The following is a 22,658-nucleotide window of genomic DNA, read 5'->3' on the forward strand; positions in this document are numbered from 1 at the left end:
TGTTCCAAGGTTTTTTTGTGCCCACGCACTTAAAGTTTCAGTTTTTTTTTGCACCCCGGCTCGCTGGTTTGTTATTAGTTCCGTATTGAATTTAATCTAAATGCTAACCAGGGGGGGGGAAGTGAATAAGATTCTCATGGTATTATGTGTGGCTTTTCTTGTTGTTGCGGTTCAAGCTGAAAATCGAATTTGGACCGGCAAGGCAGGGCAGACCATCGAAGCAGAATATGTGAAGGATGCTTCGGGCAAGGTGTGGCTTAAACCCGTAAGTGGCAAAGTTAAAGTGGTCCCGATTGCGGCATTGTCTGCTGCGGATCAAAACTATATTTACAAGCAAACACTGCCCAAGATAGAGATCTCAGTAGATGATGATATCAAAAGGTCTACGGTCGGCTCGGATATCGATAACGTGCATGAGAAAATAAAATTCAAAATCCAAGTTAAGAAAACCAGCAAAGCCCCATACCCGGTAGATTATGAAATCATTTTTTGCGCATTGGCTGAAGACATCCGCTATGAAGAATTAATCTTGGCAGATAAAAAGGTGGAAACGTTTTCCCTCAAAGAAAAAAATGACGTCTACGGCTTCACCGGTCAACAGTTGCATTTTGAGCATGACCCGGATCCGGCCTGGGGCACAAAGTATGACGGTTATCTGGTATGCGTTCAGACAGTTGAAGGTGTTGTGTTGGCCACAAAGGGTAGAGATAAATACATCGAATCAATTAATGTATTAAGAGATGCCAAGGTGCGGTCTCGATTTGATGAAAAATTCAATGTTTCAACTCGCAGCTCCAATCGATTTTAGCTTAGTGAATTGTTGAGTCCAGCAAAGCTGTGTTCTGAGCTTTGCGTCCCAAATCATTCAGGCCGTATTTCGAAAAGGCCGCTAGCGTATCACGCCCAACTAAAATTTAAACGGTTCTCTATGAAACTGGTCATCGCAACACGCAACGCTCACAAACTCGAAGAAATCAAGGCGATCTTTAATTTTAAATCGCTCGAAGTGCTCTCCGCATTTGATTTTCCCGATATTCCAGATGTTATAGAAGATGGCGGAACGCTGGAAGTCAACGCCGAAAAGAAAGCGGTGGAAATCGCATTGGCAACCGGATGCTGGGCGCTGGCCGACGACTCCGGACTTGAAGTTAACTCGCTTGACGGCGCACCCGGCGTATATTCCGCCCGTTATGCCGGCGAGGAATGCAGCTATGCCGCCAACAATGAAAAACTGCTGCGTGAGCTCGCTGAAACAACCGATCGCTCCGCCCGGTTCCGTACGGTAATTGCACTGTCCGATCCAAAGGGGAACGTAAGAACTTTAGAAGGCATTTGCCCTGGAATGATCATTAATAAACTCAGGGGCACAAACGGGTTTGGATATGACCCGCTCTTTGTTCCCAACGGCCATTCTGAAACCTTTGCGGAGTTGTCGAACGAGGTAAAAAACAGCATCTCCCACCGTGCTCGCGCCCTCCAGAAGGCGCAAGTCGAGTGGGCTGAATTATTGTCCAGACTCTAGAAAATTTCATAACACTGACCATTTATCATGGTTGCCACGAAATGTTAGCTGGCTAATGCAATATTTTTCAGGTACGCATCGTTGTACGAGTTAATAGATTAACCATCAACGGAGAGAGGCCATGAAAGCTGTTTTAAGCAAAATTTGCATTACCTCATTGATCGTATCACAAGGCTTCACTGCCTTTGCGGAGTATCGCGAATGGAAAGATGATAAGGGTAAAACGATTACGGCCGAACACGTTCACACCATGGGTGACAAGGTGCTGCTCAGACAAGAAGATGGGCAGGAAATAATGGTGTCTCTCGATACGCTTAGTGAGCGCGACAGGCGTTATGCCGTTCTTTTGGCTCCTCCCTCCATCGATATTTCGGTTTCAGCGAAGGTTGATAGAACCAATACCGGCTACAGCCGTGGATACGGAGGCGGCATGCAAATTCAAGATGAAACTGTAACGGCGTCTGTTACGCTCAAGAAATCAAGCTTATCGCCTTACCAAGCCCCTTTGCTATCGGAAATTTACTTGATTGGTGAAGTCAAGCAGTCCGGTGAACGCATCATTCTCGATCACAGTTCTTCCCGATTTCGGTTTACAGAAGAGAACAAGAATGAACATACCTATTCCAGCGATTCAATCAGCTTAAAGCAACTGGAGTCAGGGGTTGAGCTGGGGAAGGAATATAAGGGTTATCTGGCCTTGGTCCGTGACCGCACCGGTGAAGTGCTTTCGGTGAAATCTAACAAGGTTGAGTTTGAGAAAAATGCGGAAGCCATCATGGGCTCCAAGAGCGAAGATCGCTTCGATGATGATTTCAATCCGACAGGCAATGACAAGTCGAAGAAGAAACTGGCTAAAGAATCGTTTAAAAAGCGCCGCCTTCCCGGTCGCAAATTCTAGTTCGGCTTTTTTTTGATGCACCAAGCACGGCCGCCACTTCGTTATTCCAGCGATAGGCGGTCGAATTTATTTATTGAGTCAAGAACGCCAGTCGCGGTTTCGAGTACGCAACAGGTTCCGCGCGGCGCGAAGGCCAGCTGCCATGGGCGCAGGTTGCGTGCAATGCGCAACACCTGCAGGTCTTTGTCAAGGAAGGCCGCGTCGATCGGGAAGCACATAAACCACATGTGGATGCTTTGGCAGGGGCGGATCAGCATGCCGGAGTCCGTCCGCAGTGAGCGTCGTCCAAGCAGCCCCCGCATCCGCGCCACGGTGCTCTTTGCGAGCAGAACGTTTTCCAGCACAACCCGATTACTCCCGTCGTTTATCAAAATGCGTGACATAAGCTCTAAAATCCTAAATTCTGACTGATCAATCAAGTTTAAGGAACAGGTATGGCATTGAAAAGCATGACAGGTTTTGGCGAAGGCTCGGCATCGGCCGGAGGCATCCGCGTACTCGTGGAGCTCAGCTCCGTAAACCGTAAGCAACTCGACATCAATGTTTCCCTTCCTCGCCATCTGATCACGCTTGATGCCCAGGTGCAACGCTTGGTTCGTTGCGAATTCACACGGGGCCGGGTTTCGGGCATAATACGCGTGGAAGTGGCCGATGGTTCGGCCGGTGCCGTAAAAATCGATGAGAAGCTCGCAACACAGTATGCTGAAGCGATCCGCAAGACTGCAAAGCGCCTGAAGCTCGCCGACGATCTTGGAGCGGAAACTATTGCCCGCCTGCCCGGCGTGCTTTCGGTGGAGCAGGAAAGCCAGGATGCCGACCATGTGGCTGCTGTACTGGACGTCGCCATTGGGAAAGCGCTCAAGGGATTGGCACGCACGCGCTCTGCTGAAGGCAAGGCGCTGGAAAAAGATTTACGCATTCGTCTTGGGCTTCTCGAAGAAATGAAGAAGGAGATCCGCAAGCTTTCGGTTTCTGTGGTTTCCGGTTATAGGAAAAAGCTATTCCAGAGAATGGCAGACGCCGGCTTAGAGGACGTTGCATCCGACGACCGCATGGTGAAAGAAATTGCCGTGTTTGCTGACCGAAGCGACATTACCGAAGAGTTGACTCGGTTGAAGAGCCATCTGGCCCAGGCGCGCAAATTGCTTCGCTCGGTCGAACCGGTGGGCCGTACGCTCGATTTTCTCTGCCAAGAACTCTTCCGGGAAATAAACACCGTGGGTTCCAAGGCCAACGAGGTCGAGATCACCCGATACGTAGTGGCATTCAAGACCGAGCTTGAGCGAATTCGCGAGCAGGTGCAGAACGTTGAATAAATGATTTAAGGAGTCAAGCTGTGGAAGAAAAACAGACAGAACTTAAAGAGGCCGATCCTTTTCCATCGCGTCCATCGCGTCCGTTGCTGGTGGTGGTGTCGGCGCCTTCCGGTGCCGGCAAGAGCACGCTTTGCAATCGCTTGGTGGATGAATTTCCCAACATTAAATATTCCGTCTCGTGCACGACGCGCAATCCGCGCGGCGACGAGAAGGACGGCGTTCATTATTATTTCCTGTCGAAGAAGGAATTCAAGGAGCGCATCAAGCAAGGTGAGTTTTTGGAACACGCCAAGGTGCACGGCAACTTTTATGGGACGTTGGAGGATACGGTCCTTTACGCCATGGAAGAGGGCTTTCACGTGCTGCTCGACATCGATGTGCAAGGCGCCAGGCAGATCCGCGAGGCGCTCGTGCGCTTGGATCCGCGCCACCCCATCCGCCGCGGCTTTACCGACGTCTTTATTTCGCCGCCGTCCATGGAGGAGCTGGAAAAACGGTTGCGCGGGCGCGAAACCGATGAAGACAGCGTGATCCAAAAGCGCCTTGAAAATGCCAAATCTGAAATGGTTTGCGCCACGGAATATTCGTTCCAGCTCGTCAACGATGATCTGGAAAAGGCCTACCACGAACTCAAGACCGTGATCCTCTCCGCAGTCGGGCTTGCCTAGTTCCGCCCTGAAATGCCAATCACTTGGCGGAACTCAATGTCCTCGGCGGCGAGCGCCAACGCCAACGGCGGCATTTGCTTGGTGGCGTCCATCAGCTTGCCGTAGTAGTCGCTGTAGGCCTCAATCGTTTCTTCTTCGCCGGGCGGCCGCATGCCCATGAAGATTAACCCGGCATTGGCGGAGGATTGCCGGATAATTTCATAAAAGCTCGGCATCGACTTGATCAGCACCTTGGCTTCGGCGGGAATGCGCTGTTCTTCGATGAACGTTTCCATACGCTCTCTGGCCGGTTCGAGTTCGTCTTCGGAGTCGACGATCGTTTTAATCACCAGCTTGGACTGTTGCCAAACGGGGCTCTTTTGAATTTGGTAGGCCAAGGTGAGGATCAATCCGATGTTGGCCTTGTTTCCCCCCCACCAAACATGGATTTCATCGGCTATTGCGTCGGCTTTTCTGTCGGCATCTTCATCGACGGTCACATCGCTTTCGCGCAACATGATGAGGTTCCGTCGGGTCCGATAGACCAGCTGAATGAGTTCGGCGAATTCGATGAAGCTCGAACGGTTTTCCGTGTCGCCCAGCAGAATGGTGTTGGGCACGAGCGGGCCGTAGCCATAGGCGCGCACAAGCGACTTTGCGCCGGTCAGCATGTCGGGCGAAGGAAAGATTTTCACCATGGCATCCACTTCCCGCTTTTCCAGATAGTCGTGCATGGAGCTCTCCATGCTTTGGACCTTTTCGGCTGACCAGTCTTCCACGGGCAGGATGCTCGCCACGGTCAGAGCGCTGCTGTGCTGCGTGAGTGCGTGGGCCATTTCAACCAGATGCCAGCGCGACTTTGGCGAGCCGCTCAGCGCCAGAATGTTTGGCTTCCAAGTGCGTTCATCCGGTTTCAGACGGCTAAGGTGGTGGATGGCAAAGCGAACCAGTTGGGTCAGGATGCCGTAGCGCATGTCCGCCCAATGCGCGTTCAGCCGCCGGCGCTTGACGAGATAGTAGACCAATGCCGTTACGAAGATGGAAATGAGCGTCGCCCCGGCGTCAATCATCAGCATGGCGGCAAAGCACAGCGCGGCGCCCAGCAGCGAAACGCCGTAGTGAATTTTGAACTTAGGGCGCCACGACGGGCTTTCGATCAGCCCCTCCAGCCCGGCGGAAAGATTCAGCAACCCATAGGAGAGCAGGAAGAACATCGAGAGAATTGGCGCAATCAGGTTGAGGTTGCCAAGCCAAACGGCCGCCAGTGCCACGACGAAGGAGAAAGCAGTGGCAATTCGTGGGTCGGCTTTGTCTTTGCCGAAGCCGCGCCCGATGAAGCGCGGGATCACGCGGTCGACCGCCAGCGCCTGCAGCGTGCGCGGCGCGCCCAGCAGCGACCCCATAGCACTTGAAAGCGAAGCGGCAAACACGCCGGCAACAACCAGTGGCGCCCAGCGTGAAATGGTGGCCATAATATTGGGGTCGACCAGCAGCAGGCTGCTGTCCGGAATTTTGGCGTTCAGGAAAACAGGCATGACCATGTAGACCACGTAGCCGGTTGCAATGGCCAGCAGGGTGCCGATCGGCAGCGACTTTGATGGATCCTTTAGGTCGCCGGACAGCCCTAGGCCAGCCTCGATGCCGGTGACCGCGGGGAAGAACACCGCGAATACGACCCAGAAGCCGGCCTTAGGGGGAATGACCGCATCCAGTGGAATCGCGAGGGCTTCGGACGATGGGTTTCCCATGAAGAACGAGATCAGCGAAACGGTAATGGCCGCAAAGATTCCGAACTGTATCTTCAGCGCGAGGTCGGCCGAGAAGTAAACCAGAACCGTCAAGAGCAGCAGGGTGCCGGCGGAAATGATTTTGGCGGCCAGCGCCGGCTCAATCCCGAGCGAGGCGAGCGGGTTCATAATTGAAAGAAGCGCTTCGGTGAAACCGGCAATGTAGAACGCGATGCCGATCGCGCGCGCAAAGAACAGCGGCAGGCCGATGGCCGCGCCGGCCTCCAGGCCAAGCGAGCGGGCGATAATGTAGTAGGCGCCGCCTCCGCCTACTTTCATGTTCGTGGCCATAGCCGATATGGAGAGGCCGGTCAGGAAGGTGATCGACGTCGCAATCGTCACAATCAGCAGCGTGCCCGCCAGCCCCACGTTGCCGAGCACCCAGCCGAAGCGCAGATACATGATCACGCCGAAGATGGTCAGCACGCTCGGTGTGTAGACCCCCTTAAAGGTTCCAAAGGAGTAGCCCTGCTTTTCGATCTGTTCGCCCATGGTTTTCGTCGTCCTTTAAAATCGTTGGCATGAAGTCTTCCAGACCTAAGAAGAAATGGGAAGGCGATAACATCAGGCAGAATGCAGTTAAAAATCGAAGAGGTCTTTCAGCGGTATGCCGAGGGCGTTGGCGATTCTTTCACATCCTTCAAGCGACGGTGCGTGGATGCCGCGTTCGACGGGGGTGTCTTTTCCATTGTTAAAACTGGGGCGTAGCCTCCGTTTCGTTGGTTAGGGTTTGTAGTCGGTTGCGGGTTTCTGGTCAAGGGTGGAAAGGGAAGGCGTAGCCTTCTCCCCTTCCTCCGGAGGAGGGGGAGAAAAACTTTGCAAGATCTTTGCGAGATGTTTCATGTCCTTGCAATGGTTGATCCGCCTGAACCCGCGCTCAGCTTCCAGCAACGCATACGCTAGCCATTTTGAAGCCATATTCGTATCGGTTCGCCAGCGGCTTACGCGCCGGGTTTTAGCGCGGACGTTACGGAATGGATTCTCGATGCAGTTGGTGTTAAGAAGCGTTGTATTCAGTGTGCTGGGAGCTCCCAGACCATGAACAGCAAGGAGTTCATCTCCTGCCTCTTCCAAGCTCGCGAGTGCTTGGGCATTCTTTCCTTTTAGGAAATTTTTTAACTCCACCACAACCTCCTCTGCGGCCTCGAGCCCTTCTGCTCTGCGTAGACGCTTGAAAAGGCGGTCGAGTTCCCCGTGATGACGATAGGAAAGGTAACTCTTGATGTTGCGGACCTTATGGATCAGACACCGCTGAATGACCGCTTCAGACCATTTCTTTCGGATGCTGTTACGCAAGGCTTTTGAACCGTCTGTGATAGCCAGCAATCGACGTTTAGGGTTAAAGTCGCGCTCCTCAATGCGGTTAAGCAGATCGGCGCAGACCTCTAAATTTTCTGATGCACCGATTTGAAAGTCCAGGATATGCTTCTCGCCTTCAACCGTAATACCCAGTGCTACGACGGCACAGAGATCGTTGCCAAGTCCGATGCCGTCGAGCATGAGTACAACGTAGTCAGCCTTTCTCAGATCCCGTTCACCCAACTCTCCCCGTATCCTCGCGAGCTGCCAGCATGCGAATCAATGCATATACTGGCAAAGTCATTGATGTAGACACTCAGTTCCCTTGAAACATGACAATGTATGCAACCTTATTATTGCCACTGAACCAGCCGGCCTCGTCTTCACGGATCATGAATTCCAAATTAAATTCGAGGATGAGTTCGATTATCATTTTAGGAACCTCGGCAACGGCACCACCATGAATTGGACTACCGGAGTCGCCGGCCGCTTCAGCCTCCGGGCCAAAACGACCGCTGGCGGGGAGGAAGTGGCTTTGTCCCAAGAAGTACTGGCAACCGCTCAGTTCCCAGAGGTTGGAGAAATTGTCTTAGACTCCGGTGTTGTATCTGCAATGGATCAAGCTTGGAATCTGTCAGAAACATTGGCTGATACTCATGGGGAGCGTGTCAGTCCTTCTATTATTTCATCATTATGCTCCCTTCCCCCGCGCCCCATCCTTTAAGAAAAGCTCTGTAGTGAACCATGTCTCCAACACCGAAGGCCAAGTCATGGCCATCGAATATTTTGTCGGTGGCATGGTTTCGAAAACCCCCAGTTTCGATGGCTCCGTGGTCTCGAACGGATATGCCGAGTGGCGGTATTGACTGCATCGAGGAATCTTTTGCCCAGCCCTTCCGACTGTGCTTCGTAATAGCGGGCCGCCGCCATTTCTTTAAGGGCTTCTGGGTTAAAGCGAATCGGGAACATCAAGGCCTTCAATAAGCTTTTCTGCGACAAACGCCCGCATGGCTGGAGGCAGTTCCATAGCTCCGGATAATAATGTTCATGAGCGCAACATCCTGTTTTTCATCACTTGTATCAAACGGAAGGCATGTGGTGAAAACGCCGCAGGGAGCGGTTGCGCCTTTTTAGACAGACAGATGTTTTGAGGCTTCTTGGAGGGTCTTGCAGGTGAGCACGGGGATGTGGCTGTCGTAGTGGATGTGGGCCATCAGGGTGAGGCCAAAGTTGTTGAGCGGGTCGGGAATGATGCGGATGATTTTTGCGACGCCGTTCTCGTTGCACAAGTCCATCACGGCCCGGAAGTGCGCTTTGGCCGGGTGGGAAAATTCTTCCAGGGCGGTTAGGTCGCAAAGCACGCAAAATTTCGGCGCGAGTTCATCTACGCGGCGGCGGAGCTGGTTGAGCAGTTCTTCAGCCTGCGGTTCGTCGAAACATTCCGTCAGTGTGATGTGGACGCGGTTGGCGGCATGGTCTATTTCAAGGAGGTACGTGGTCCGTTCCTTTGTCGCGGTTAAGCTGCAACTCCCTGCGTTTTGATCAATGTCTAATACGCGAATTCAGCATCGGGTTTTCTGAGCTGCGAGCGGGTGGCGAGATAGGCCGCCCAGCCGGCGAATAGGTTGGCGAGGGCAAGGCCGGCCACGAGGCCGGTGAACCCGAAAAAGCGGCTGCCGAGCAGGCTGAACGGCATGATGAACAAGAAGACGCGGCTGAGGCTGATGGCCACCACGGGGCGGGGGCGGCCGATCACGTTGAGCAGCTGGCTCATCCACGTGCAGATATGAACCCCGGCGTGGCCGAGCGCGGCGACGAGCAGGTAGATAGTGCTCATGCGCACCACTTCGGGGTTGTCGCTGAAGATGCTTGAGATGAGGTGGGCGAAAGGAAGCAGCAGCAAGAAGGTGGCTCCTGAATAGAGGAAGGCAAAGCGGGTGCTGAGGCGTCGCGTTTCCTGCACGCGGCCGTACGCCTTGGCTCCATAGTTGTGGCCGACAAACGGGGTGATGGCGGTGGAGTAGGCCATCGCAATAATGAAGATAATCGATTCGATCCGCGTTCCCGTGGCCATCGCCGCGACCGCCTGCACGCCGCCGATGCCGGCTGCAAGCCGGATGTAGAAGCCTTGGGCCACCGGGTTGAGCGCCTGCGTCAGGGCGGCGGGTATGCCGAGGCGTATGATTTGGCTCCAGGAGTGCAGCAGTTCGCGGATGTGCGGCACCTGCCAGTTGATCAAATTCAGTTTGAAGTGCAGCAGCGCCAGCGAAGCCGTGGCACCCAGTCCGCGGGCAACGACGGTGGCGAGCGCCGCGCCGGCCATGCCCATAGCGGGGAAGGGCCCCCATCCAAAAATCAGAATGGGATCGAGTATGCAGTTAATGACGGCGCAGGTGCACATTACGATGACCGGTCGAACCATGTCTCCAGCGGAGCGCAGGCAGCCGTCGGTGACCGGCGGCATGATGGCGAAGACGGCGCCGATGAACCAAATCTGCATGTATTCGCGCACGAGCTCCAGCACGTGGCCGGAAGCGCCGAGCATTGTGAAGACCGGAGTGATGGTGAAGTAGCCCAGCACGCTGACCACTGCCGTGCCAATGATCGTGAGAACCAGCCCGTCGGAGGTGGTCCGCCGGGCCAGCGTCCAGTCGCCCGCGCCGATGGCGCGGGTGATGATGGAGGCGGAGCCGGTGGAAAAGCCGATGGCCAGCGCCCCGATAATCATCACCACCGAAAACGTAAAGCCCATGGCCGCCAGTTCTTCGGTTCCGAGGCGCGACACGAAATAGGTGTCGGTCAGGTTAAAGACCATAATGGCGAACATGCCGCCGATGCCCGGCAGCGTCAGCCGGAACAGGTGCGCTTTAACGCTGCCTTTAAGAAGCTTGCTCATGGTTGTTCGTGACGAATGAAGCGCCAGGCGAGATTTTTATCGTCACGCTTCACGGCTCAATCTGCACTCTCCCATTGATTCAACAGGCGGCGTTTCAGGCTGCCGCAGTCTTCGATGACCATGTAGAGGCAGGGAACCAGCAGTAGGGCGATGAAGGTGGCGAAGAGGATGCCGAAGCCGAGCGAGATCGCCATCGGGATCAGGAACTTGGCCTGCCGCGAGGTTTCCAGCATCATCGGGGCAAGGCCTCCGAAGGTGGTCAGGGTGGTGAGCAGGATCGGGCGGAAGCGCTGGATGCCTGCCGAGACGACGGCATCGTGCGCGTTGGCGTGGTCGGCACGCCGCTCGTTGGCAAAGCTGATCAACACCAGCGCATCGTTCACCACAACCCCCGAGAGCGCGAGCATGCCGATGATTCCGATCATGGTCATGGAATAGCCGAGCAGCAGGTGGCCGATTACGGCGCCGATGATCCCGAACGGGATGGAGACCATCACGATGAGCGGCTGGGAATAGCTGCGGAACGGGATGGCCAGCAGGGCGTAGATGCAGAGCAGTACGAGCGGGATTGTGACCTTCATGCTGCCAAAGCTTTCGCGCTGGTCGGCGGTGCGGCCTTCATAGCTGTAATCCAGCCCCGGGAACTGGCTGGCTAGTTGGGGGAAATAGTCTTGGTCGAGCTTGGTCATCACTTCGCCAGCCTTGGTTTTGGGCCGGACGTCGGCCACGACGGTGAGGGTGCGCATTCCGTTGCGGCGGTTGATGGTGGTGTAGGACTTGCCGACGTTGATATCGACCACGTCGGAGAGCATCACTTCGCCACCGTCGGGCGTGTGCAGGACAAAGTTCTCGAAGTGGTACATTTTAGTGCGTTCTTCCTTGGGCAGGCGCACCTTGACCTTCACCTCGTTGCGGCCGCGTTGCTGGCGCAGCACCTCGGTGCCCTCGAAGGCGGCGCGGATCTGGCGGCCCACATCGCTGGCGGAGAGGCCGAGGCTGATGGCTTCGGGCTTCATGGTAAAGTCGAACTGGGTCTTGCCTTCTTGTACGCCGTCATCGACGTCCTGCACCAGCGGATAGTTTTCAAGTTCGGCGGCGAGGGCCTGCGCAGCGCTTTCGAGGGTGTGGATGTTCTGGTGGCGCAGCTCGACCTCGAGCGCGGGGCCGCGGCCGGGGCCGCCTTCGTCGGAGGCGTAGCGGACGAAGCGGACGCCCGGAAGCTGCCCGACCTTCTGGCGCCAAGCCTGGACGAACGCTTCGGTTCCCATGATTTTGTCGCGGACTTCGGGGTCGGCAAGATAGACGCGCACCCGGCAGGTGTGCGCGCCGCTGCGCCCGACGTTGGAAAAGATGCCTTCAACCAGCTCCGGGTGCCCGGTATCGGCCAGCACTTCCTGTGCGCCTTTGACCAGTTTGTCGGCCACGGCTTCCGTCTTTTCCACGGGCGAGCCGAACGGCAGGGTGGCCGAGGCGACCGCATAGTCCGATTCCACCGTGGTGAACATGGAGAAGCCCATGCGTCCGCTGGCCCAATAGCCGCCAACGAGCAGCAGAATAGCCATGGCCGCACTGATGACGACATAGCGATGGGAAAGGCAGAAGTCGAGGAACGGGCCATATTTGGTGCGGATCCATTCGCGGAAAGCGTGGCTGAACTTTTGCTGGAAGCGGTGCAGTACACCGAACAAGCCGGTCGGTTCTTTTTTTCGGACGTGGCTGAGGTGGGCCGGCAGGATATAGAGGCTTTCAAGCCACGAGATGAGGAACACCGAAATCACGACGATGGGCAGCATGCCCATGATCCGGCCCATGGTACCCGGCATGACCATCAGAGGAACGAAGGCGACAATGTTGGTGAGAATACTGAAGCCGACCGGGGAGCAGACCTGGCGTGCGCCCAGAATCGAGGCCTTGCTGCCTTCCATTCCATCTTGCAGATTGTGGTAGACGTTTTCGCCCACCACGATGGCGTCGTCGACCACGATACCCAGCGAGATGATGAAGGCAAACATGGTGATCATGTTGATGGAGAGCCCCGTCATGGGCATGATCAGCATGGCGCCGAGGAAGGAGATCGGGATGCCCATGGCCACCCATAAGGCCAGGCGCATCTCGAGAAACAGGCCCAGTACGAACAGCACGAGCAGCAACCCCAGCCCGCCGTTGCGCAGGAGCAGGTTGGCACGTTGGAAAAAGATTTCGGTGCGGTCGGATAGGATGTCGATTCCGATGCCCTCGGGCAGCTGCTCCTTGATCTGCGGAAGCAGCTCGTTGACGGATTCGGAGACTTGGGTCGGGGTCTGGTCGCCGACGCGGTAGATCTCCAGCATGATGGAGGGCTTGCCGTTGTAGTTTGCAAACTGGTCGGAGTCTTCGAAGTCGTCCACAACGGTTCCGATGTCGCCAAGTTTAAGGGTGGTTCCATCTTCCGTAGCGAGTACGGGCGTCTGGGCGAACTCAGGTCCATAGTTCCGCCGTTCCTGCATGCGCAGCAGGGTTTCTCCGCTATCGGTCTTGATGCCCCCGCCGGAGATCTCGCGCGACTGGGTGTTGATGGTGGACGCCAGCGACTGGTGGGTCAGGCCGTATTTACGGAGTTCTTCCTGCGGGATTTCGATGCTGACTTCCAAGTTGCGGGTTCCTGAGAGCTCCACCTGAGTGATGTTCTCGCTTTGCAACAGGCGGTCGCGCACCTGTTCGGCAAGGTTGCGCAGGGTCATGTCGGAGACGTCGCCATACAAGACGAGCGTCATGGCTTCGCGAAGACGGGCGGCGAGCGAAACCACGGGTCGTTCAGCGCCGTCGGGGAAAGTGGTAACCCGGTCGATTTCGCTCTTGATGTCCTGGTAGACCTTGATGCGATCGACGCCTTCGAGCAGCTCGGCAGAGACCGTCGCCGAACCTTCATTGGCAACAGAAGTGACCTCGAAAACGCCCTCGATGCCGCGTACGGCCTCTTCGGCAACAAGGCAGACGCTCTGTTCCATCTCTTCGGGCGTACCGCCGGGATAGGAAACGCGGACGGTGACCACGTCGGCACTGATGTCGGGGAAGACCTCTTGCTTGATCCCTTTGAAGGAGGCGAAGCCGCCGACCAGGCAGAGCAACATCAGCAGGTTGGCCGCAACCGGGTTCTTGACCATCCATGCGATGGGGCCCTTGAATTTATCCAAAACGTTGTTCATGGAATTCACCAATTAATTGAAATGAAGAATTAAGATTTCAGAATGAAGAATGGTGGAACTCATTCGCCGTTGGGTTTTTGTTTTTTCTGTTGTTGCTGGCCGTCGGGTTTTTCTGTTCCGGGCTTGCCCTGGCCTGCGCCTTTGCCCCTGCCTGCGCCTTCGCCCATGCCTGGTTTCATTTGCGGTGCGGGTTCGCCGACGCGGCGCAGCTCCATGCCTTCGACCGCGGCGGGCAGGTCGGAGATGACGGCTTCAAACTGGGAGGGGCCTTCGACGCGGACGAGGATATCGTCGGCATAGCCCTGCAGTACGGTGGCGGGAAGGATGCGCAGCTTGTTTTCGCCATCGATCGTCCAGACCACATTGCCGTCGCGAAGGTATATGCGTGGAAGCAGCAGGGCATCCTTGATGGTTTCGCCCTCGATCCGGACACGGACATATTCATTGATCAGCATCGGACGGCCTTCTCCTGAGTAGGGATGGTCAGTGGTTAAGAGCATGCGGGCCATGCGCCCTTTCTCCGTGAGGCTGGGCAGCAACCTGTAGGTTTGCGCGGTGCGAGTGGTGCCGTCGGAAAGGGTGAGGGTCGCCGCATAGGGTTGGTTGCCAATCTTCGGCAATGGTTCGAGCGAGCTGAGCGGGATGGAGGCGTGCACGAAATAACGGTCGGTCGCAGCCAGTTCGACCAGCACCTTGGAAGACTGCGCATAATCGCCGATATCGGCGGTTTCGGAAACTACAACGGCATCGAACGGGGCGCGGATTTTTGTCCGCTCGAGATTCAGTTTTGCGGATTCCACCGCAAGCTCGGCGCTCTTGACGTTGGCCTCGGCCGATCTGAGCTGCGGCTCGCGCAGCATCAGGTCGCGGTAGGCGCCTTCCTGTTCGTCGCCCATCAATTGCATTTCATGGCGGACGACATCCTGCTGGCCTTCTTCGATGCGATAGTTGCTCTGTGCGGTCAGCAGGTTGGCTTCGGTCTTGGCAAGCGCCAGTTCATAGTCGACCGATTCGATTTCAACCAGCACATCGCCCTTTTTCACCAGTCCGCCTTCCACCAAGCCAGGGGCAACCGCCACGATGCGGCCGTTTACTTCCGGCTGGAGGGCCGCGTCTTTGTCGGCCATAACGGTGCCGAGGCATTCGATGGCGCGGATGTGATCGGCGCCTTTCATCTTGAGGGTTTCAACCACGGGAACCATGGATGACATTCCCCGGCTGCGCTGGGCCGCGGGTTTGTTCTTCATGAAATAACGGGCGGCCAGGAAGCCTCCCAGAATAAAGGCGATGCCGATGACTATGGATACGGTACGGCGGGTGGCGTTGTTCATTGTTTTTCCTCCAGCATGAATGTCCAGTCGCCCCCGAGGGAGCGGTAAAGTTGAATCCGGTTGCCGAGCAGGTCGGCTTTGGCTTGCACATGGGTGATTTCAAGGTTTTCGCGCGAGACAATGGCGGTGAGGGTGTCGAGGAAAGGCAGGATGCCGCGTTGGTAGCGGCGGATCGATTCGGCCTCGCTGTTCTTCGCGGCCTGGTACTGTTTGGCGATGGCCTCGACATATTCGGACTGGTGCCGTTCGTTACTCAGCGCATCCTCGGTTTCCTGGATGGCCTCCAGCACGGCCAGACGGTAGGCGGCGATGCGCTCGCGCGAGACTGCCATGGTGCGGTCGACCTCGGCCTTGCGCGCTCCGCCGTCGAGCAGCGGCGCAATCAGGCTGGCGGCCAGGTTGGAGATCCAGTCGTCGAACAGGTCGTCGATTTTTTCTTCGGAGGTGTAGATCGAGCCGCTCAGCGAGAGGGTGGGTAGGCGCGCGGCGCGTGCGGCGCCTACATTCCAATCCGCCGATTCCAGATCGAGGCGGGCCGCCTGGATATCGGGACGGTTTTCGAGAAGGTTGACAGGAAGCCCGGCCGCTGGTTGGGGGGGGAGGGAGGGCAGCGGTTCTGGGTCCAGTCGAAGATCGGTTCCGGGAGTTTTCCCGATAAGGACGGCAATGGCGTTTTCGGTTTCCTCGATCCGGGCGCGGACGGGCGGGATGCGCGCTTCGGAGGCGGCGACAAGTTGGCGCTGCTGGAGGACGGCGAGAGAGGTGGACTGTCCGGATTGGTAGCGCCGCTTGATGGCGGCAAGTTTGTTGCTGTTGGATTCGAGCTGGCTTTCGTAGATGCGCAACGCTTCGGTTTGAGCTTGCCAAGAGAAGTAGGAGGTTGTCAGCGAGGCGGAGAGGGTCATCCCCGCTGTTTGCAGGTCGAACTTCGTGGCGTCGTACGTCGCGAGCGAGGCGCGCTCGGTGGACTTCAGCCGCCCCCACAGATCGACTTCGTAGCTGGCATAGAGCCCGAGCGTGAAGTCGGGGTCGGTTCTGCTGTTGCCCGAGTTGTTGAAGTTGGATTGGTAGCGCGACGATGCCGAGCCTTTGCCGTCGAGCTGCACCTTTTGGGCTGCACCGCTCTTGCGGGCGGTGGCCTCGGCCTGTTCGAGGCGGGCGTAGGCCTGCTCCAAAGTCAGGTTGCCTGTGAAGGCCTCGTCCATCAGGCGGTCGAGCCGGGGCGAGCCGAAGGCCTTCCACCACTCGGTCTGCAACTGGGCTGTTCCGGAGGCATTGTTGAAATGTTCGGGCGTCTGTTCTTTCAGCAAATCCGCTTCCCGCTCGGGTTCGAGCGTCATGCAGGAGCTCAGCCCCAGCGTGGTGGACCCTAGGACGAGCCCATAAACCAGGACTTTATGGATAGTCATGATAAATTTCCTGTGTTGTGGATTAAATCGCGGGTGGCCAGCAGTCCGCCGATCGCAAATGCTTCAACCTGGCGAGCCAGTTCGGCCGGGTTTTCGGTCGAGGGGAGGCGGTGCCTGCACTGGCAGTTGGTTTTGTTCTTCTGGTGTCCGACGTTGAGGAAAATATGCAGGCTCATGAAGTTGAGGTGGGCGAGTTTGAGCTGGTTTTCTGATATTCCCGGACCGATCAAAAGCCGGATCGCCTTGCTCACTCGCTGATGACTGGGCTGAAGGTACTTTTCGAACAGGCTTTCATGCATCTCGGTCGGCTCACCCATTTCGCGGTGCAGCAGCTGGGGCAGACGGTGATGGATGTCCGTATCGAAAATTTGTTCTACGCGGGAGCGGATGAAGTGTCGCAGCCACGCCTCCGGATCCGTTTCAATCAGGTCGGTCGGAAGCGGGTACTTGGCCGCCGATTGCTCGAATAAATATTCCCAAACCTGGCAATAGAGGTTCGATTTGTCGCCGAAGTGGTAGTTGACCGCCGCAATGTTTGCACCCGCCGCGTCGCAGATTTCGGCCACGGTGGTGTCGCGGTAGCCTTTTTCGGCGAAAATGACACTCGCCGCCTGAATCAGCCGTTCTTTGGTGGTCAGGTTTTTATCCATGTTTAAAACATCCATTTGAATCGAGGGTATGAAACGTAGGGGGCTCTGGATTTATTGTCAAATGATTTGAAGAAATATTTCAAATGGCCATTTGAAATGGGTTCGGGACAGGTTATGTGTCCAAAGAAGATTAGTTGATTTGCAGGCTTTCATGCCTGTGGTGGGCGTGGCAGGTTGTTTGCATGGCTCGTGAAACCATCAAAATACTGGGGATCGACACGTCGTTGCGCTCGACGGGCGTGGGGATCATCGAGGCGCGCGGGTCGGAGCTGCGGGCAGTGGCCTATGGCCGCATCCGCAACAAGCCGAAGGTGCCGCATTCCCTTTGTCTGGAAAACATTTTTAGCTCGATCACCGACCTGATTGAGGCGCACCAACCTGATTGTGCGGCCATCGAGGGCGCATTCTTTGCCAAGAACGCCAACACGGCGATGGTGCTGGGGCAGGCGCGCGGCGTAGCTATTGCGGCTTGCGCCAAAAAGGGGCTGGAAATCACGGAGCATTCGCCTCGCAAGGTGAAGTCGGCGATTGTCGGCACCGGCACGGCGCAAAAGGACCAGGTGGCCAAGATGGTGGTGCGTCTGTTGAATCTCGCAGAGCAGCCGCAGGAGGACGCCGCCGACGCGCTGGCCATCGCCATCTGCCACCACCACCAGCTCTCGCTGCCCGAAGAGCTTCGGGCCAAGCGGATTTGAACACAAAGGCACGAAGGTCTCTAAGCGGCACGAAGGAATGCTTCGAGACACTTGGCGTTCTTTGAGTCTTTGTGTTAAATGATTGTCATGGACAGTAACCTGCAACCTGAATGGAGCACGGAGCACACGATCTGCTCCTTTGATGTTGATCCGCAGCTGACGGCTCGGCTTCCGGCGTTGTGCGGGTTTATGCAGGAGGCGGCCTATCATCATGCGGAGCACCTTGGACTGGGGCATTCGCAGCTCTCCGCTCAAAGTCTAGCTTGGGTGCTTTCGCGCCAGCGCATCGAAATCAGCCGGCTGCCCGCTTGGGGAGAATCCATAAAAGTGCGGACCTGGCCCTCGGGGCGCGACCGGCTCTTTTTTTACCGCGACTTTGAGATTGCGGACGAAAGCGGCGGTCTGATCCTGCTCGCTTCGACGGCTTGGTTCGTGATCAATACGGAAAAACGTGAACGCGTTCATTCTGACTTTTACCTGAACATCGATCTGCCGGATGTTGGCGCCCACGTGTTTAGTGCCAAGCTTGAGCGGCTGAAAGGGTGTTCCTGCGAGGGCGGCGACCCAATGGCCGTAAATTACGGCGATCTCGACATGAACGGGCACGTCAACAATATCCGCTACATTGAATGGGTGCTCAGCAGCCTGCCGCTGGAATTCCATCAGACGCACAGCTTTGAGTCGCTGGAAGTCAACTATCTCGCAGAGGCTGTTTATGGCCATGACGTGTCGGTCTGCACCGAGCCGGCCGGTTCATTCACTTGGGCGCATGTCATCCGCGCCAAAGGAGACGACCTTTTCCGCGCCCGTACCGTTTGGCAGGGAAAACAGGCAAGCTGAAGATCCAAGAGGGCCTTGTTGCTAGCAATTGCGGCCTGTGATTTTGAACGTGGATTGTGAATATGTTTTTTTTAACTGTTGAATTATTGCATGCATTAACGTTTATTAGACGTTTCGAATTTAGAGTGGCAACGTCCCCGTGGTGCGTGGCCGCTTATCGCAGGGACTGCGCGGGGTTGACGGTCAGGCGGGGCATTGAGGCCTTTGGCTATCGGGCAGAACTGCTTAACAGCATGATACAACAGATTAGGTTGGGTTGATGAGATTCACTAAAAAGATCAGTTTGAATGGGATGGTTCGCGCCCTGATTCTTGTTTTTGTGTTGTGTGGCCATGGTTTCGCCGCCAACGAGGGCCCAACGCCGGCGGAGATCCTGAAAGAAGCCATGATGCACATGGGGAAGGAGGAGTACGATGATGCGTCTGCGCTGATGTACATGTACCTTTCCGAAGTGGAGGAGTCGAAAGCGCCTCGCGTGATTGCGATTGCGCAGGACATCCGCTTCAAGCTGGCATCGATCCTTCTTAAAACCGAACGCATGGACGAAGCCGCGCCGGTTTTGCAGGAATACATTGAATATCCTCTAGGCAAGTTCCAGCGCCTGTCCCGCAAAATGCTGGCCACCTGCCTTTATGAAATCGAAGACTATGAAGGGGCTGTTACGGCATGCACCAATGCGTTGTACTACAATGAAAACCCGATTTTGGAGGCGAAAAAGTTTGTTGCAAAAGATGATGATGACGACGAAGAGGAGTCTTCCAGGTTTAAGCAGAAGGAGGAGGAGGAGCCGGAATATACGCAGCAGGAGCTCAACGAGCTGTATCTGACCCTGGCCGAATCCTACTACGACCTTGAGCAATGGACGGAGTGCATCCCTCCGTTTGAATATGTAATTGCCCAAGCGCCGAACGAGCAACGCAAGGGCTATGCGATCATGCAGGTGATCAACGCGCTGATTGAGATCCCCGATTTTGCACGCATCACAGCTTGGATTCCACAGCTCTACCGCACTTCGGCCCGCTACGACATCCGCGTTAACCTGGCCCTCATGAACGCCGCCGCCGCGCTTTACGAAGCGGGCGAGTACGACAGCGCGCTGCCGCTCTACCGAATGATCATGCCCCGCGACGAGCTTGTGACCTATCAGGAAAGCCGGATCCGCGACATCCGCATCTCTGTCGGGCTGCCTCCCGAGCCGGGCGCCGAAATGACCGAAGATGAAAAGATGCTCTTCGGCGTGGTTGACGATCCTGCTGCGCCCAGCCAGGAGGAGGTCAAGCCCAAGGCGCTGGTTGATCAGGAAAATCTGATTTATGCCCTCAAGGAGCTTCCGCCCTATGAGCTGGACGTCCAGTACCGCATGGCGGACCTCTACAAGACGGTTGATCGCTATTGGGAGTCGCTGCGTTTCTTCGACGTCGTTTTTGAGGCCGATCCCAAGAGTGAAATCGGCGAACGTTGCATTTTCGAAATGGTCGAAACCCTGATCGACGAAGTCAACGAGCCGGCGGAGGCCGAGCGCCGCGGTTTTGACTATATGGCAAAATACCCCGAGGGCATGACCCCGCGCCAGATTGCCTATACGCTCAACGGCTATTATCAAAAAACCAATGACATGAAGGCGGTCAAGGCTCTTAAGCCCTATCTCGATGGCCTTGTCCGTACGAATGACGAAACCATCGTCAAATACGATACAGAACTCTATTTCATGCAAGGGGTGGCCGATCTTGTCCTGCAAGACTACGAAGGCTCCGAAAAAAGTTTCCGCTATGTGCTCGACGAGTTTCCCGGCTCCCACCAGGAGGCCAACAGCCTCTACTGGTATGGCATGTCGAAGCTGTTCCTGCAAAAATATGAATCCGCTTTTCCGGACTTTGAGAAATACATTAAGAAGCACGCAACGGAAACCTATGTGGACGAGTGTTCTTTCCAGGGCGGCATCTGCCTGTTCGGCATGGAACGCTACGACGAAGCGATGGAACGGTTCTCCTATGTGATCAGCACCTATCCCGATTCTTCGGTATATCCGGAAGCGTGCAGCATGCGCGGCGATATCTACGGTTCCCGTGGCGAGCTCGACGCGGCCGTCGACGACTACACCCGCGCCGTGGCCGCCGCAAAGAAGGTCAACCAAGCGACCTATGCAACCTTTCAAATGGCCGAAGTCTACGAGGCTGAGGACAAGTACGACGACATTATCCGCACAGTAGAAAGCTATCTTGATGTCTGGGATGAAGAGGCTGATATCGCCAAGGCCCTCTTTTGGATCGGCAAAACCAAAATCCAGCAGAAAAAAATCGACGAAGCGGTCAAAACGTATGTGGACGCCATTGTCAAATATGGTTCGGACGTCCGCCAGGACGGCGTCGATCTGATGATTGCCGAACTCGTAAAGGTGTCGGCCATATATCTGGACACGGAGCAGCAAAACAAGCTGAAGGCTGATCTGCAGGCCGGCATTGATGAAAACGACGATCTGACGTTGCAGCTACGCCTGCGTGTTTTGCAGTCTAAGCTTGATATGACTGAAACCGAGCTCGGAAAACAGCTTATACAGGAGCTCTCGGATCTTGAAAATGCATCGCCCCCGGTGCTTGCCTGCATCTGCGACGCCTCCTTTGAAATGGAGGACTATTCCCGCGCCGAGGAACTGCTGCTTATTTTCATTACCAAGTTTGAGGATTCCGACTACATGCGAGCCGCGTTCAAACTGCGTGCATATGGCCAGTATGCCGAAAAGGACTATGAGGGTGCGCTTCACACCATCGAAGAGGCCCAGGAACACTACGGAACCGAATACGACGTGGCTTGGGCGCAGCTCATGAAGGCGCAAGTGCTGCTCGATCAAGGCAAAGTCGATGAAGCGCGCGAGGCCAACATGAATCTGCTCAGCGTTCCATCGTGGCGCGGCGCTCCGGTGGCGCAGGCCACCTTCCAATTGGGTCAGGTTGAGGAAAAGGCGGGCGACTACCTTAAGGCCTTCGGGTTCTACCAGCGTGCCTACTTCCAGTATAAAGGCCATGCGGGCGGTTACTGGGCGGCCGAGGGCTATTTGGCCAGTGCCCGCTGCCTTAAGAAATTGGGGCTCAGCAACGATGCCCGCAATACGTACCGCGCCATGCTCTTTGATCCATATGTGAGCGATTTGCCGCAGTCTGAGGAGGCGCGCGAGGTGCTCGGCGCCGGAGAGGTGGCTGAGATTGCCGCATACATTGAGTCCGGCGGAACCAGCAATATCACGATTAATGTCGAGGTCGAAAAAACGGCCGAGGGTGCAGAGCCTGTAGAATCCAGTAAGCCTAGCACCGAGGAGGGCGCGTAATGAAGAACGTTGTCGCAATCATTGCCTTGGTGGCCGTTTCGGCCATTGCACAGGAAGAAGTGGTCCAGTCGGGTACGCCGGCCCGGCTCGAAGCGGTCAACGGGAAGCAGGTTCGCGTTTTCCTCCAGTCATTGGTCGATGGCACGGTGACCTTTCAGGCCTTTAAGTCGGACAAGAATATCCCTGTGCCAGCGGATAAAATCCGGCGCTTTGAGTTTTATCCGAAATATGACGCCGCCGCGCTCGAACAGTCCTTCAACTCCGCTGACTATGACGCTGTGCTGGCGACGCTCGAACCGTTGATGCTTGATTATGCGCCTTACATGACGGTCAGCAACAACATGCAGGACGCATACTGCATGATGATGGAGGCCTATCGTGCGCAAGGCGACTTCGCAAAGGTTCGCGTCTGCGCCGAGGCGCTGGCCCAAAGCAGCGGGCCGAAGTTTGTGATGCTGGGGCAGGTCAACACCGCCTTGGCCGCTATTGCCGAGGGCGATTTTAAAGCCGTGGAATCTCTGCGGGAAGAAATTGAATCAGAAGCCGCTTCGCTCTATTTGCAGGCTTCCGCCGAGCGCGCTCAAGGGCAGCCGAAGGTCGCAATGCAGACCGTTGTTGAAATTATTGCAGAGCATGCCAACGACGTGCAGTGGATGGCGCCGAGTGAATTGCTGAGCGCGGAGCTTTATCTTGATATGGCCATGACCAACTCAGCCGTCAGCACGGCGCGGCAAGTTAAGAACATCTATGGGGGCAGCAACATTGCCGCCGACGCAAACAAGCTCTACATCGCCCTTGGAGGCGAATCCGAATAATATTGTTGAATCAGATATCAGGAACTTAACGACTAGAAAACAACCC

The 22,658-nt window shown here is 55.9% G+C and carries 21 protein-coding genes; 12 read left to right on the forward strand and 9 right to left on the reverse strand.

What is annotated here, in order from left to right:
* Positions 1 to 121: 121 nt before the first annotated feature.
* The 3 genes from SCARR_RS23215 to SCARR_RS23225 all read left to right on the forward strand — a co-directional run bounded on the left by SCARR_RS23215 (position 122) and on the right by SCARR_RS23225 (position 2,420).
* Positions 122 to 808, forward strand: coding sequence for an SHD1 domain-containing protein (locus tag SCARR_RS23215; protein ID WP_168433552.1), 687 nt, complete (start codon positions 122 to 124; stop codon positions 806 to 808).
* Positions 809 to 928: 120 nt separating this feature from the next.
* Positions 929 to 1,522, forward strand: coding sequence for an XTP/dITP diphosphatase (locus tag SCARR_RS23220; RefSeq protein ID WP_136064146.1), 594 nt, complete (start codon positions 929 to 931; stop codon positions 1,520 to 1,522).
* A 121-nt stretch (positions 1,523 to 1,643) separates the two neighbouring features.
* Positions 1,644 to 2,420: a hypothetical protein gene (locus SCARR_RS23225; RefSeq protein WP_136064148.1), complete on the forward strand. Its 777-nt coding sequence runs from the start codon at positions 1,644 to 1,646 to the stop codon at positions 2,418 to 2,420.
* 41 nt (positions 2,421 to 2,461) lie between these two features.
* Here SCARR_RS23225 and SCARR_RS23230 read toward each other — a convergent pair whose 3' ends face one another.
* Complete coding sequence (locus SCARR_RS23230; RefSeq protein WP_168433553.1) at positions 2,462 to 2,803, reverse strand: DUF192 domain-containing protein; 342 nt, start codon at positions 2,801 to 2,803, stop codon at positions 2,462 to 2,464.
* 51 nt (positions 2,804 to 2,854) lie between these two features.
* Here SCARR_RS23230 and SCARR_RS23235 point away from each other — a divergent pair, with 51 nt between their 5' ends.
* Together SCARR_RS23235 and gmk are read left to right on the forward strand one after the other, a co-directional pair.
* Positions 2,855 to 3,736 (forward strand): YicC/YloC family endoribonuclease, encoded by an 882-nt coding sequence (locus SCARR_RS23235; protein ID WP_136064152.1) that lies wholly within the window; start codon positions 2,855 to 2,857, stop codon positions 3,734 to 3,736.
* A 20-nt stretch (positions 3,737 to 3,756) separates the two neighbouring features.
* Positions 3,757 to 4,404 (forward strand): guanylate kinase, encoded by a 648-nt coding sequence (gene gmk / locus SCARR_RS23240; protein ID WP_136064154.1) that lies wholly within the window; start codon positions 3,757 to 3,759, stop codon positions 4,402 to 4,404.
* Here the strand turns inward: gmk and SCARR_RS23245 are convergent.
* The gene (locus SCARR_RS23245) at positions 4,401 to 6,662 is read right to left on the reverse strand and encodes an amino acid permease (RefSeq protein WP_136064156.1); all 2,262 of its coding nucleotides are present in this window, start codon (positions 6,660 to 6,662) and stop codon (positions 4,401 to 4,403) included. The two genes, gmk and SCARR_RS23245, sit on opposite strands and share 4 nt — an antisense overlap.
* An 81-nt stretch (positions 6,663 to 6,743) precedes the next feature.
* Between SCARR_RS23245 and SCARR_RS29150 the strand changes: the two genes are divergently transcribed.
* Complete coding sequence (locus SCARR_RS29150; RefSeq protein ID WP_281281215.1) at positions 6,744 to 6,878, forward strand: hypothetical protein; 135 nt, start codon at positions 6,744 to 6,746, stop codon at positions 6,876 to 6,878.
* Positions 6,879 to 6,893: 15 nt separating this feature from the next.
* On the opposite strand, the gene SCARR_RS23250 is transcribed toward SCARR_RS29150, so the two are convergent.
* On the reverse strand, positions 6,894 to 7,712 hold the full coding sequence (locus SCARR_RS23250) for a transposase (RefSeq protein ID WP_168433554.1): 819 nt from the start codon (positions 7,710 to 7,712) through the stop codon (positions 6,894 to 6,896).
* A gap of 82 nt (positions 7,713 to 7,794) precedes the next feature.
* Here SCARR_RS23250 and SCARR_RS23255 point away from each other — a divergent pair, with 82 nt between their 5' ends.
* Both SCARR_RS23255 and SCARR_RS29155 read left to right on the forward strand, forming a co-directional pair.
* A complete protein-coding gene (locus tag SCARR_RS23255) occupies positions 7,795 to 8,193 on the forward strand; it encodes a hypothetical protein (RefSeq protein WP_136064160.1) in 399 nt (132 codons plus the stop codon).
* A gap of 13 nt (positions 8,194 to 8,206) precedes the next feature.
* Complete coding sequence (locus SCARR_RS29155; RefSeq protein ID WP_281281216.1) at positions 8,207 to 8,335, forward strand: hypothetical protein; 129 nt, start codon at positions 8,207 to 8,209, stop codon at positions 8,333 to 8,335.
* A 264-nt stretch (positions 8,336 to 8,599) separates the two neighbouring features.
* Here SCARR_RS29155 and SCARR_RS23260 read toward each other — a convergent pair whose 3' ends face one another.
* The 6 genes from SCARR_RS23260 to SCARR_RS23285 form a co-directional block, all read right to left on the reverse strand.
* Positions 8,600 to 8,830, reverse strand: coding sequence for a hypothetical protein (locus SCARR_RS23260; RefSeq protein WP_136064162.1), 231 nt, complete (start codon positions 8,828 to 8,830; stop codon positions 8,600 to 8,602).
* Positions 8,831 to 9,018: 188 nt separating this feature from the next.
* Positions 9,019 to 10,365 carry an MATE family efflux transporter gene (locus SCARR_RS23265; protein WP_136064164.1) on the reverse strand — a complete coding sequence of 449 codons (1,347 nt, stop codon included), beginning with the start codon at positions 10,363 to 10,365 and terminating at the stop codon, positions 9,019 to 9,021.
* A 56-nt stretch (positions 10,366 to 10,421) separates the two neighbouring features.
* Positions 10,422 to 13,550 carry an efflux RND transporter permease subunit gene (locus tag SCARR_RS23270; protein ID WP_136064166.1) on the reverse strand — a complete coding sequence of 1,043 codons (3,129 nt, stop codon included), beginning with the start codon at positions 13,548 to 13,550 and terminating at the stop codon, positions 10,422 to 10,424.
* A 59-nt stretch (positions 13,551 to 13,609) separates the two neighbouring features.
* Positions 13,610 to 14,881 carry an efflux RND transporter periplasmic adaptor subunit gene (locus SCARR_RS23275; RefSeq protein WP_136064168.1) on the reverse strand — a complete coding sequence of 424 codons (1,272 nt, stop codon included), beginning with the start codon at positions 14,879 to 14,881 and terminating at the stop codon, positions 13,610 to 13,612.
* On the reverse strand, positions 14,878 to 16,290 hold the full coding sequence (locus tag SCARR_RS23280) for an efflux transporter outer membrane subunit (RefSeq protein ID WP_136064169.1): 1,413 nt from the start codon (positions 16,288 to 16,290) through the stop codon (positions 14,878 to 14,880). Before SCARR_RS23280 ends, SCARR_RS23275 begins: the two co-directional genes overlap by 4 nt.
* The gene (locus SCARR_RS23285) at positions 16,287 to 16,940 is read right to left on the reverse strand and encodes a TetR/AcrR family transcriptional regulator (protein ID WP_222846421.1); all 654 of its coding nucleotides are present in this window, start codon (positions 16,938 to 16,940) and stop codon (positions 16,287 to 16,289) included. The genes SCARR_RS23280 and SCARR_RS23285 overlap by 4 nt, the downstream gene beginning before the upstream one ends.
* Positions 16,941 to 17,074: 134 nt before the next feature.
* On the opposite strand from SCARR_RS23285, the gene ruvC reads away from it, so the two are divergent.
* From ruvC to SCARR_RS23305, 4 genes are all read left to right on the forward strand, one after another.
* Positions 17,075 to 17,635, forward strand: coding sequence for a crossover junction endodeoxyribonuclease RuvC (gene ruvC / locus SCARR_RS23290; protein WP_136064173.1), 561 nt, complete (start codon positions 17,075 to 17,077; stop codon positions 17,633 to 17,635).
* Between the two features lie 87 nt (positions 17,636 to 17,722).
* Complete coding sequence (locus tag SCARR_RS23295) at positions 17,723 to 18,475, forward strand: acyl-[acyl-carrier-protein] thioesterase (RefSeq protein ID WP_168433555.1); 753 nt, start codon at positions 17,723 to 17,725, stop codon at positions 18,473 to 18,475.
* A 259-nt stretch (positions 18,476 to 18,734) separates the two neighbouring features.
* Positions 18,735 to 21,797 (forward strand): tetratricopeptide repeat protein, encoded by a 3,063-nt coding sequence (locus tag SCARR_RS23300; RefSeq protein ID WP_136064178.1) that lies wholly within the window; start codon positions 18,735 to 18,737, stop codon positions 21,795 to 21,797.
* On the forward strand, positions 21,797 to 22,612 hold the full coding sequence (locus SCARR_RS23305) for a tetratricopeptide repeat protein (RefSeq protein WP_136064180.1): 816 nt from the start codon (positions 21,797 to 21,799) through the stop codon (positions 22,610 to 22,612). Before SCARR_RS23300 ends, SCARR_RS23305 begins: the two co-directional genes overlap by 1 nt.
* Positions 22,613 to 22,658 lie beyond the last annotated feature (46 nt).

Origin of the sequence: Pontiella sulfatireligans (assembly GCF_900890705.1) — a bacterium.
Lineage (GTDB): Bacteria > Verrucomicrobiota > Kiritimatiellia > Kiritimatiellales > Pontiellaceae > Pontiella > Pontiella sulfatireligans.